At 74.6% G+C, this 11,255-nt stretch carries 7 protein-coding genes and 1 pseudogene; 2 read left to right on the top strand and 6 right to left on the bottom strand.

Features of this window, described 5'->3' with window-relative positions; genetic code table 11:
- Window positions 1–35: 35 nt before the first annotated feature.
- The 6 genes from fbaA to SSBG_RS15490 form a co-directional block, all read right to left on the bottom strand.
- The gene (gene fbaA, locus SSBG_RS15515; RefSeq protein ID WP_008747047.1) at window positions 36–1,061 is read right to left on the bottom strand and encodes a class II fructose-bisphosphate aldolase; all 1,026 of its coding nucleotides are present in this window, start codon (window positions 1,059–1,061) and stop codon (window positions 36–38) included.
- Between the two features lie 315 nt (window positions 1,062–1,376).
- Window positions 1,377–1,922, bottom strand: a complete 546-nt coding sequence (gene pyrE, locus SSBG_RS15510) for an orotate phosphoribosyltransferase (RefSeq protein ID WP_037869858.1) — start codon at window positions 1,920–1,922, stop codon at window positions 1,377–1,379.
- Window positions 1,923–2,156: 234 nt separating this feature from the next.
- Window positions 2,157–2,810 carry a GPP34 family phosphoprotein gene (locus tag SSBG_RS15505; protein WP_008747045.1) on the bottom strand — a complete coding sequence of 218 codons (654 nt, stop codon included), beginning with the start codon at window positions 2,808–2,810 and terminating at the stop codon, window positions 2,157–2,159.
- Window positions 2,811–2,881: 71 nt separating this feature from the next.
- Complete coding sequence (locus SSBG_RS15500) at window positions 2,882–3,670, bottom strand: aldose 1-epimerase (protein WP_008747044.1); 789 nt, start codon at window positions 3,668–3,670, stop codon at window positions 2,882–2,884.
- A 101-nt stretch (window positions 3,671–3,771) separates the two neighbouring features.
- On the bottom strand, window positions 3,772–5,088 hold the full coding sequence (locus SSBG_RS35810; RefSeq protein WP_037869857.1) for a membrane protein: 1,317 nt from the start codon (window positions 5,086–5,088) through the stop codon (window positions 3,772–3,774).
- Between the two features lie 231 nt (window positions 5,089–5,319).
- Window positions 5,320–7,119 (bottom strand): polyamine aminopropyltransferase, encoded by a 1,800-nt coding sequence (locus SSBG_RS15490; protein WP_234010544.1) that lies wholly within the window; start codon window positions 7,117–7,119, stop codon window positions 5,320–5,322.
- A gap of 428 nt (window positions 7,120–7,547) precedes the next feature.
- Here SSBG_RS15490 and SSBG_RS15480 point away from each other — a divergent pair.
- Window positions 7,548–8,060: pseudogene (locus SSBG_RS15480) on the top strand (DUF2617 family protein); the annotation flags it as partial.
- A 1,811-nt stretch (window positions 8,061–9,871) separates the two neighbouring features.
- Window positions 9,872–11,062, top strand: a complete 1,191-nt coding sequence (locus SSBG_RS15470; RefSeq protein WP_008747039.1) for a pyridoxal phosphate-dependent aminotransferase — start codon at window positions 9,872–9,874, stop codon at window positions 11,060–11,062.
- Window positions 11,063–11,255 lie beyond the last annotated feature (193 nt).

The raw sequence follows: 11,255 nt of genomic DNA, 5'->3' as shown, positions 1-11,255 counted from the left end.
GAGCCGCGCGGGACGGGGGCCCGCAGGTCAGCCGCTCAGGCGCTGAGGCTGTGCCCGGCCGAGCGCAGCGTCTGAGCCGCCTCGGTGACGCGCCCGGCCATGCCGGCCTCGGCGAGCTTGCCCCAGGTGCGGGGGTCGTACGTCTTCTTGTCGCCGACCTCGCCGTCGACCTTCAGCACACCGTCGTAGTTGCGGAACATGTGGTCCGCGACGGGACGCGTGAAGGCGTACTGCGTGTCGGTGTCCAGGTTCATCTTGACGACGCCGTTCTCCAGCGCGGTCGCGATCTCCTCCTTGGTGGAGCCCGAACCGCCGTGGAAGACGAAGTCGAAGGGCTGCTGCTTGCCGTACTTCGCGGCGACGCCCTCGCTCAGGTCCTTGAGCAGCTCGGGGCGGAGCACGACGTTGCCGGGCTTGTAGACGCCGTGCACGTTGCCGAAGGAGGCGGCGAGCAGGTAGCGGCCCTTCTCGCCGAGGCCGAGCGCCTCGACGGTGCGGATCGCGTCGTCCACGGTGGTGTAGAGGTTGTCGTTGATCTCGTGCGAGACGCCGTCCTCCTCACCACCGGTCGGGGTGATCTCGACCTCAAGGATGATCTTCGCGGCCTTGGCCAGCGCGAGCAGCTCCTGGCCGATGGCCAGGTTGTCGTCCAGGGTCTCGGCGGAGCCGTCCCACATGTGCGACTGGAAGAGCGGGTTCTGGCCAGCCTTGACGCGCTCGGCGGAGACCGCGAGCAGCGGGCGGACATAGCCGTCGAGCTTGTTCTTGGGACAGTGGTCGGTGTGCAGCGCGACCGTGACCGGGTACTTCTCCGCGACGACGTGCGCGAACTCCGCGAGACCGACCGCGCCGGTGACCATGTCCTTGCTGTACTGACCGCCCAGGAACTCCGCACCCCCGGTGGAGATCTGGATGATGCCGTCGCTCCCGGCCTCGGCGAAACCGCGCAGGGCCGCGTGCAGCGTCTGCGTGGAGGTCACGTTGATGGCCGGGTAGGCGAACTTGCCTGCCTTCGCCCGGTCGAGCATCTCGTTGTAGACCTCGGGGGTTGCGATGGGCATGTGTCCGCTCCTTGTGATGTGCGGGTGTGTGCAGTGACCCTGACCTGGGGGCGACGCCGGTGTCGGCCGGGTCCATCTTTCCAGACGTACCGATTTGCTCCCAGCGAGGACCGTGGGCATGAGACGACGAAGGCGATGTTTCACGTGAAACATGACGGGTCCGGTGTTTCACGTGAAACATCGCCTCTTGACGAGCGGGCGAGGTCAGGGGCCCGGAGGGCGTCTAGCGGGCTCGCTCGTCGGAGATCCGACCTGCTCAGCGGTGCGGGGGCGTCACCGTGAGCACGGCCGGCACAGGGCGGTAAGGGCCGCTCGTCAGAGGCCCAGTTCCTTGAGCGCGTAGGCGTAGACGTACGGGACGCCGGCCTCGCCGGCGATCTTCTCGCCCGCTCCGGTGTCGCGGTCCACGATCGTGGCGACCGCGACGACGTGCCCTCCGGCCTCGCGCACGGCCTCGACGGCGGTGAGCGGCGAGCCGCCGGTGGTGGAGGTGTCCTCGACGACGAGCACCCGCCGTCCCGCGATGTCCGGGCCCTCGATACGGCGCTGCATCCCGTGCGTCTTCGCGGCCTTGCGGACCACGAAGGCGTCCACCCGCTTGCCGCGCGCGTGCGCGGCGTGCAGCATCGCGTCCGCGACCGGGTCGGCCCCGAGGGTGAGCCCGCCGACCGCCTCGAAGTCGAGGTTGTCCACGAGGTCCAGCATGACCTCGCCGACGAGCGGCGCGGCGGCCCCGTCGAGCGTGATCCGGCGCAGATCGACGTAGTAGTCGGCCTCGATACCCGAGGAGAGTGTCACCTTGCCGTGCACCACGGCCTTGTCCTTGATCTGCTGGAGCAGCTCGGAACGTGCGTCAGTCATGGGCACGAGCTTAGAGGGGCGGTACGGGGGCGGGGCGGGCCGCCGCCGGGCAGGGTACGGGCGCGGGGACGGGCCACCGCTGCCGCGCACGGTACGGGCGGCGGGACCGCGGGCCGACGCCGGGCGCCACGGGGCGCGGGGGACCGCCGCCGACGGGCGGTACGACGGCCGGGGCGACCCGCCCCCACCCGGCGCCCCGCTCCCGTCCCCCCGCGCCGCCCGGCTCCCGGCCGCTCAGCTCCAGCCGCCGCCCACGGAGCGGGCCGAGAGGATCGAGGTGAGGAGCGCGGCGCGCAGTCCGGGCACCCGCGCGTCGAAGTGGGCGCCGAAGCCCTTGAGCGTCTCCCTGTGCGCCTTCTGCTCCTTGCCGGTGAACAGCGCCCCCGTACCGCCCTCGGCGCACAGCACCGCGAGCGTCACGTCCTCCTCCGGAACCTGCTCCGGCCGCGCGTCCGCGAGCACCGGGTTGCGCATCCGCTCGCGCAGCGCGAGCAGCCCGTCCGGGTCGCTGGGCGCTCCCTTGTGCTTGGCGAGCGAATTGAGGCGGTGCCCCTGCGGCTCCTCGACGTACCCGGCCTCGCGAAGCTGCTCGCGCACCGGGGTCTCGGCTGTGTGCGCCTTGTTGTGGACGAGGCGGAGCCAGCCCAGCGGCTTGTCGGCGGGCAGTTCCTCCCACACCCCGTGCAGGAACGTGTCCCGGGGAGCGGACCCCGCGACACGCCACGCCTTCTTGCCGTCGGTGCGGACGAGTCCGTCCGCCACGAGCACCGCGTAGGCGGCGGCGCGCAGCCGCTGGACCCGGAACTGGAGCCCGGTCGCGGTGAAGTCGGCCTTGTCGGGGTCGTAGGCGGAAAGCAGGTAGATCCGCTGGGGCAGGGTCAGCTCCACGGGGTCACGCCTTTCGTCGGTGGACGGGCCCCCCTACGCGTACCCCGTGGGAGCCGCCCGACCTTTCCGGTTCACAGCAGGCGCCAGCTCCACGTCGTGGAAGCCTCCAGCGGGTCGATCGGCGTGATGAGGCGGGGCTGCGTGTTGAGCCCGTTCGGGGGGCCGGTCTGGGGCTCGACGCAGACCCAGTCGGCCTGTTCGTCGTAGACCACGACCCACTTCTCCGGGCTGGTGACCGTCAGTTCGAGCTCGCCCGGCCAGGTGAGGAGGACCGTCACGCCGTCCGGCATCCCGAAGCAGTCGTCCCAGGGGCCGGGAAGCGGGTCGATGCGGTGGTCCGTCGGCAGGTGGTCCGCGCCGCGCTCCTCCTGCCAGCCCGGCTGGAAGCCGATCTTCACGTCCTCGCCGCCCTTCCCGAGGTTCCGCCGGAACCACGGGTGCCAGCCGACCTGGCCGGGGAACGAGTCCCCGTACGTCTCGATGCCCATGCGCAGCGTGAGAGCGTCCTCGCCCAGCTCCATCGTCTGCGTGACCCGCCCCGTGTACGGCCAGGGCTCGGCCAGGTCGTACGTGAACGCGGCCGTGGGGCCGCCGTGCACGCTCTCCGGGGCCGGCGCGGTCGCCCAGCGGTGGTCGCGGGCGGTGCCGTGGATGGCGTGGGGGGCGTCGTTGAGGGGGAGCTGATGGGTCGTCCCGCCGTTGGTGAACCGCCCGTCCCTGGTGCGTCCGCAGAACGGGGCCATCGGGAACGAGCCGTAGTGATCGCCGGGCCGCAGGAGTTCGTACTCCCCCACCCTCAGCGAGGCGAGCCGGGCCCCGAGGTCCGGGCGCACGGTGAGGGAGGAGGTGCGGGTGGTCAGCGTCGTCTCAGGTGCGGTGGTCACGGGGGTGACCTTACGCGGGGCCCGGGACGCCGGGGAGAACCCCCGTACGCGCCCCCGACGCCCCACGCGTCAGCCCGTCAGTGCCTGCGGCGCAACGCCCGGCCCGCCACCACCGCCGAGGCCACGACGAGCGCGGCGACGGGAGCGGCCCAGCGCAGCGTGTGCGCGGTGGCGGCCGCCCCGCCGACCGCCTCGGGCGCGTACCGGCCCCGGGGCGGCGCGTGGTCCACCTCCTCGGCGCTGCGGCCGATCATCGTCCGGCGGGCGTGGGCGGCCTCGGCCGGGGGCTCCGCCTCCTCCGGGCCGGGCACCCCGTCCTCGCGCCCCAGCGCGGACGGCGGGACGTCCGTGTCGAAGACGGAGGCGGGGGTGTCGGGGACGATCCCGAGGAGGTCGTCGTCGGCGGAGGTGTAGCCGGGGGTGTCGGCGTCGGGGGTGCCGTCGGTGGGGGTGCCGTCGGTGGCGAGAGTGTCGTCGGTGGCGGGATTCTCGTCGTCTCGGGTGCCCTCGGTGGCCGGGGTGCCGTCGTCTCGGGTGTCGTCGGCGGCGTCCGAGGCGTCAACAGGGTTGGCCGCGTCCGCGACGTCCCCGCCATCCGCCGGGTTCGCGGCGCCCCCGACATCGGCGCCGCCCCCGCCATCCCCGGGTCCCGCCGTGCCCTCCGGCTCCGGCCCCGTCTCCTCCGTGTCCCCCGGCCCGCGCGCCGTGACCGCTTCCTCCGGTGCCGCCGACGGCTCCGCCCGCTCCCCGGCCTCCGCCGTCTCTCCCTCCGGTCGTCCGTCCGCCCCGCTCGTGCCGTCCGTCATCGCGTCCTCCCCTGCCACCGCACTCGACTCCTCCTGCGTAGCGCCGCTCCCCGTGTCGGCTGCCCCGGTCACCGCTTCCGCAGCCCCCTCGGACTCGGCACCGGTCTCCCCCGTGTCCTCCCGCGTCAGCGCCTCCCCGGCCCGCCCCAGGTTCGCGGCGAAGCGGTTGAGGAGGCGGTGCAGGGCGGATTCGGCGGCCTGGGGCCCCGCCTCGTCGAGCAGCCGGCCCACGACCTCGCCGCTCCCGGCGTACCGCACCCGCGTACCGCCCTCGGCCTCCGCGAGCGTCAGGCTCAGCCGGGCCCGTACCGAGCCCTCGCCGCGCGCCTCGGTCGCCGAGACGTGCAGCGCCCAGCTGTCGTCCGGGCGGACGGTCAGGCGCAGCGCGCCCCGGTACGTGATCGTGTGGCTGGCGGCGCGCAGGCGCAGCCGCCCGTGCACCGCGATGCCCTCGCCGCCGGGGGCCGTACGGGGCTCGGGTCCGGGTTCGGCGCGCAGCCCCGGCACGCAGTCGGGGACCCGGGTGGGGTCGCCGAGGGCGCGGCGCAGCGCGGTGAGGGGAACCGGGACGAAGACCTCATGCTCCATGGCGGGCGAGCCTACCCACGCGCGCCCTTTTCGTACCCCCCTCCTCCCGAACGCCTCGCCGGACCCGCCCGCAAACACCCGACCACCCCCGCCCCGGCCCCACCGCGCCCCGCGCACGCCGTCCGCGTCACCCCCGTATCCCGCGCCCCTCACCGCGTCCGCCCCTCACCGTCCCGTCCCGCGCGCCCGCCGTCCCGTGACACCGTCTCTGACACCACCTCCGACACCGCCTCACAAGCCGTACCGGGGCGACACCAGCGTCGAAGGCTCCAGTCCCCGGACCCGCGTCGCCGCCACCCGCCGCGCGCCGGAACGCAGTTCCCGCGCGCCGAAGCCGCCCCTGGGCCGGGCCGGTACGGCGAGCGGCGGCCGCTCGGGAGTGGCCGCGAGCAGGAAGCCCCACTCCGTACGCCCCTTGTGCGCCGCGTACGGCGCCGTGCGCAGCCCGGCGGCGCGCAGGGTGCGCTCGGCGCGCCAGTAGTCGCGCGCGTCGCGTCCGGGCGAACCGACGTGCACGACGGAGCGGCCCCCGGGCGCGAGGGCCCGCTTGAGGAGTCCGTAGAACTCCTGGGAGTAGAGCTTGGTGGCCGCCGTCTGGCGCGGGTCGGGCAGGTCGGCGACGACGGCGTCGAAGCGCCGCCGGTTGGCGCGCAGCCAGCCGAACGCGTCGGCGGAGACGGCGCGCACGCGCGGATCGTCGAGCGCGTGCCGGTTGAGCCCGGCGAGCAGGGGGTCCCTGCGGGCGAGCCGCAGCAGCTCGCGGTCCACCTCGACCACGTCCACCACGCGTACCCCCGGGACGCGCAGCACCTCCCGCACCGCGAGCCCGTCGCCCCCGCCGAGGACGAGGACGCGGGCGTGCGGACCGGCCAGCGCGGGGCGGACGAGCGCCTGGTGGTAGGCGCCCTCGTCGGCCGAGCTGACGCGCGGTCCGTCACCGAGGTACATCGTCAGCGGCTTCCCGGAGCCGCCGGTCAGGACGATGTTCTGGACGTCGCTGTGCAGCGCCACGCGTATGTCGTCGCCGAAGACGGCGCGACGCGCGGCGCGTTCGAAGTCACCGACGTGGGTCGCCGCCATCGCGAGGAGGCCGAGCACGAAGGCGTTGAGCACGAGAAGGGTCCAGCGGGCGCGACGGCCCAGGTCGCGGTGGAAGAGGCCGAGGACGAGGGCCGCGCCCGCGCAGGCGTTGACCGCGCCGGTCAGCAGGGCGCCGGTGAGCTGCCCGAGGAAGGGGAGCAGGAGGAAGGGGAAGGCGAGCCCGCCGACGAGCGCGCCCACGTAGTCGGCGGCGAAGAGGTCGGCGACGGCGCCGCCCGCCTCCTGCCGCCTGATCCGCTGGATGAGCACCATGAGCAGCGGCACCTCACCCCCGATCAGCACCCCGATGACGAAGGTGAAGCCGATGAGCAGCCCGCTCGAACCGCTCGCCCAGGCGCCCGGGAAGCGCCCCGACCAGGCGAAGGCCCCGTAGAGCGCGAGGGCGCTGCACCCGCCGATGAGCGCGAGCCCCGCCTCGATCGCGCCGAAGGCCGCAGCGGCGTGCGCGCACAGCCGCTTCGCGAGCAGCGAGCCGATGCCCATCGCGAAGACCATGACGGAGAGGACGAGGGACGCCTGGGTGACCGAGTCGCCGAGCAGGTACGAGGCCAGGGCGACGAGTTCCAGCTCGTAGACGAGGCCGCAGGCCGCGCAGACGAAGACGGCGAGCAGGACGAGGAAGCGGCCGACACCGGGCCGCACGGGCAGCGGAAGCGGCCGCAGCTCAGGAGCCACGCTCTCCGCCGGACCGCCCGCACCGCCCCCGGCGCCGCGCCCCGCGCCAGCCCCGGCACCGGCACCGCCTCCCGTTCCAGCCCCCGCACCGCACCCGGAAGCGCCTCCGGGGCCGTCCCCCGGGGCGGCCCGGGGCCCGCCTTCGAGACCGTCCACGCGCAGCCCGCCGGCAGCCTCCACCCCCCGTGGGGGCGGGAGCTGGGCGCGGGGGACGGCGGAACGCGGCTCGGTCACATTGACCACGCTACGTGACATATGGAGCACGCCATGTCACCCACACGAGTGCTTTTCTCCCCGGGAGCGGAGAAAGACTGGACAAGGCGGTGACGGCGCGGATCGCCCCGCGCGGGGGACAACGGAGCCCGCCTCCGTCCGGCGCAAGCTCCGCACTGGTTGAACATGTGAACTGCCCCGCCCTCGGGGGGATGGAAACCGCCCGGAGTTGGGCGAAAAGGCGGTCAGGGCACGAGAGTTCATGATTCCCTCTAAAACGTCGCCGCCCCTCCGCCGCCGTTCCCGTCCCACTCAGCCCACGGGCACGGCCTCGGAGGGCACGAGCCGGCTACTCCCGCACCCCGGCCCGTACCTCGGAACCCCGGGTCCCGACCGGCCGGTCACCCCACCGCCGTCCCGTGGGAGACAGCCCGCCCCTCCTCGTCCTTGCGCGCCTGTGGAGCCGAACCATGCTCACGACCCTGAAAACCACCTACACCGACACGCGCGCGAGTGATCTCGCGTGGGCGCTCGGCCGCGAACCCCTCCCCTGCCTCTCCGCCCTCGATCTGGAGCTGGAGCGCGCGACGGTGCAGTTGCGCCTGCTCGGCGCCTCGCACCAGGTCCTCCTTGAGGACGAGTACGGGGAGTGCTCGGAGACCGTCGCCTGCCTGCCGGGCGGCGGCGCGCCGCTCCCGGTCGGCGTCGTCGAGGAATTCGACGGCTTCGACTACCACTTCGCCGCGCGCGTCGAGGAACTGCCGCCCGGCGCGTTCGCGGGGCGCGCGCAGGAGCTCCTCGCGCTCGTCGCCGAACACCCGCACGGCCTCGCGGGCGTCTTCCCCGGCAGTCCCGACGCGTTCACCGCGATGCTCGTGCAGCGCCGCGACGGCGAGACGCAGTGGCGTACGTGGCACGCCTACCCGGAGGACGGCCAGCTCGTCGTCACCCGCACCCGTCTCGCGCCGCGCCCCGCCGCGCTCAGCGGCACCCGCCGGGGGCGCGCCCGGCGCGGAAAGCGCCTCGCCGGAGTGCCGCACGCCCCCGGCACGACGGGCCTCAACAGCAACGTCCCGGCGGGGGTCGGTACCCCGGGCCGTTCCGACAAGGCGCGCGCGACGCGCGGACGCGGCCTCTCGATCGTGCCGAAGAGCAGCACCGGCGGGACCGGCCCGGTGGTCTCCCCCGCCTCCTGAACCACGGCGGTACGGACCGACGGGGCCCCGCCTGCCGTCCCCGGCTCCCGGCTCCCGGGCTTCCGGGCTCCCGGGCTTCCCGGCTCCCGGGCTTCCCGCTCAGGGCTCCCCGGCTCCTCGCTCCCGAGTTCCGCGCGGCGGAGCGGTCCTCACCGCGGCCCCGCGCCCCCCTGCCCCACGGCGAGATCCCCCCGTCCCTCGCCCGGGCCCGGCCGCGCCGTGTGTCGTTCCCCCGGCGGACAGCCGTCCGTCGCGCGGCGTACGTCCCCGTGCGGGGGCGCGCGACGGACGGACGCCCCCGTGCGCGCAGGCCCGGAAGGTCGCACGCCGACGGGGGACGGCACACACAGGGCCCGGTCCCACGAGTCGCCTCGTGGGCCCGGGCCCTGGCGGATCAGACTGCCCCGTGTCAGTTGCCTCCGCCACCCCCGCAGGAGGAGCCGCCCCCGCAGGAAGAACCACCCCCGCCGCAGGAGGACGAGCCCCCACCGCAGGAAGAACCGCCGCCTCCGCAGGTGGACCCGCCCCCGCCGGAGTCGTGATGTCCGTGTCCCCCGTGGTGGGGACCCGAGCCGCCGTGGGAGGAGTGGCCGTCCGCCCACCAGCTCTGCCCGGAGTCCTGCGCGAAGAAGCCCCCGGTCGCGGAGCCCGAGCCGTACGGCCCCGCGCCCGCGCCGCGCCTCGGCGCCGACGGCCGCCGCCCGCGCGGTCCCCGGGTACGGGTCACCGCCCGCCCCACCAGGACCACCGCCGCGATGACGGCCACCACCAGTACGCCCAAGAAAACCTGCATCCCGAATCCCCCGTTCCAGTCCCCGTCGACGGCTCTCTGGCGACCCACCGCATCCTCGCGGGAGCCCTCATCACGGCCCGTCACGATCACCGGCCGTCACGTCACATGCCCTCAGCCCTCGCGCCACCAGCCGTCACGCGATCAGCCACCACGCCACCGCCCGTCACGCCCTCAGCCCCCGCACACGGGCCATCACGCCACCGGCCACCGCGTCCCGCACCCGTCCCGCGCCCGGCCACGCACCCCGCGCCGCCGCGTCCCGCCCGGTCCGCTTCCCCGCTCAGTCGCCCCCGCCGCCCCCGCAGGACGAGCCGCCTCCGCAGGAGGACCCGCCCCCGCAGGAGGAGTGCCCCCCGCAGGAATGACCACCGGAGTGGTGCCCGCCTCCCGAGTCGTGCGAGTGGGAGCCGGAGGAGTCCCCGCCCACCCACCAGCTCCCGGAGTCGCCCCCGGAGGAGGACCGCGCACCACGCCGGGTCCGCCGCGCGGAGGAGCGGCCTGCGCGGGAGTCGCGCGCGGAGTAGCCCTTCGGCCCCGAGCGCCGGGCGCTCTGGCGCGCCGGCCCGGACCGGCCCCCGGTCACCGCGTTCCCCGTCGCCCGCACGATCCGCACGACCAGCGACGCCACCACGAGCCCGAAGACGCAGAGAACCGCGATCATCACCGCCACGTCCTGCCCCCCTGCATTCCGTCCCGCGCCGCCCGTCCGGCGGCCCCCGTTGCTTCGTTGCAGCGGGATTGCCCGGTGGGGTCCGCGCTCAAAGCACGCTTGAGCAAGACCAGAGCTTCGGCGCAGGATGACGCCATGACCCCGAAGCCCCCGCCCTCAGGCCGCCCCCTGCTCGCCCCGCGTCTCGCCGCGTTCGGCACGACGGTCTTCGCCGAGATGTCCGCCCTCGCCGCCCGCACCGGCGCGATCAACCTGGGCCAGGGTTTTCCCGACACGGACGGCCCCGAGAAGGTCCGCGAGGCGGCGGTCCGCGCGATCCGCGAGGGCCGGGGCAACCAGTACCCGCCCGGGCCCGGTGTCCCGGAACTGCGCGAGGCGATCGCCACCCACCAACGGCGCTTCCACGGCATCGAACTGGACCCGGACTCGGAAGTACTCGTCACGGCGGGCGCGACCGAGGCCATCGCCGCGAGCCTCCTCGCCCTCCTGGAACCGGGCGACGAGGTCATCGCCTTCGAGCCCTACTACGACTCCTACGCCGCCTGCATCGCCATGGCGGGCGCCACGCGCGTCCCGCTCACCCTCCACGCCCCCGGCTTCCGCCCCGACCTCGACCGCCTCGCCGCCCTCATCACCCCCCGCACCCGGCTGCTCCTCCTCAACTCCCCGCACAACCCCACCGGCATGGTCCTCACCCGCGAGGAGGCCACCGAGATCGCCCGCCTCGCCGTCGCCCACGACCTCCTCGTCGTCACCGACGAGGTCTACGAACACCTCGTCTTCGACGACAGCACCCACATCCCCCTCGCCACCCTCCCCGGAATGCGCGAGCGCACAGCCACCATCTCCTCCAGCGGCAAAACCTTCTCCCTGACAGGCTGGAAGGTCGGCTGGGTGACGGGCCCGGCCGCGCTCGTCACGGCGGTGCGCACCGTGAAGCAGTACCTCACCTTCGTCAGCGCCGGGCCCTTCCAGTACGCCGTCGCCGCCGCGCTGAACCTGCCCGACACGTACTACGACGGCTTCCGCGAGGACCTGCGGCGCAAGCGGGACCTGCTCTGCGACGGGCTCGCCGACGCGGGCTTCGAGGTCTTCCGGCCGCAGGGCACGTACTTCGTGACGAGCGATATCACCCCGCTCGGACTCGGCGCCGACGGCACCGCGTTCTGCCTCGCGCTCCCCGAGCGCTGCGGCGTGGTCGCCGTGCCCGACGCGGTCTTCTACGACGACCCCGAGGCGGGCCGCTCCCTCGTCCGCTTCGCCTTCTGCAAGCGCGAGGACGTGCTCCGCGAAGCCGTCGGCCGGCTCAAGCGACTCGCGCACTGATCCGCACAGCGCCACCCGATCGGGGGGCGCGCGCGGCGTGAACGGCTTGTCAGGAACGGGCGGGGGCCCGGCCGCTGCACAGTGCACGATGTGAGCGAACTCCTGGAGCCCGGCGGCGGACGGACGGAACCGAGGGGCGCGGGCCGGGGAGCGGCCGTGCCCCCGGTGCCGACGCGGGGCGGCGGCCCCGCCG

Origin of the sequence: Streptomyces sp. SPB074 (genome assembly GCF_000154905.1) — a bacterium.
Taxonomy (GTDB): Bacteria; Actinomycetota; Actinomycetes; order Streptomycetales; family Streptomycetaceae; genus Streptomyces.
This window is presented reverse-complemented; position numbering and strand designations above follow the sequence as displayed.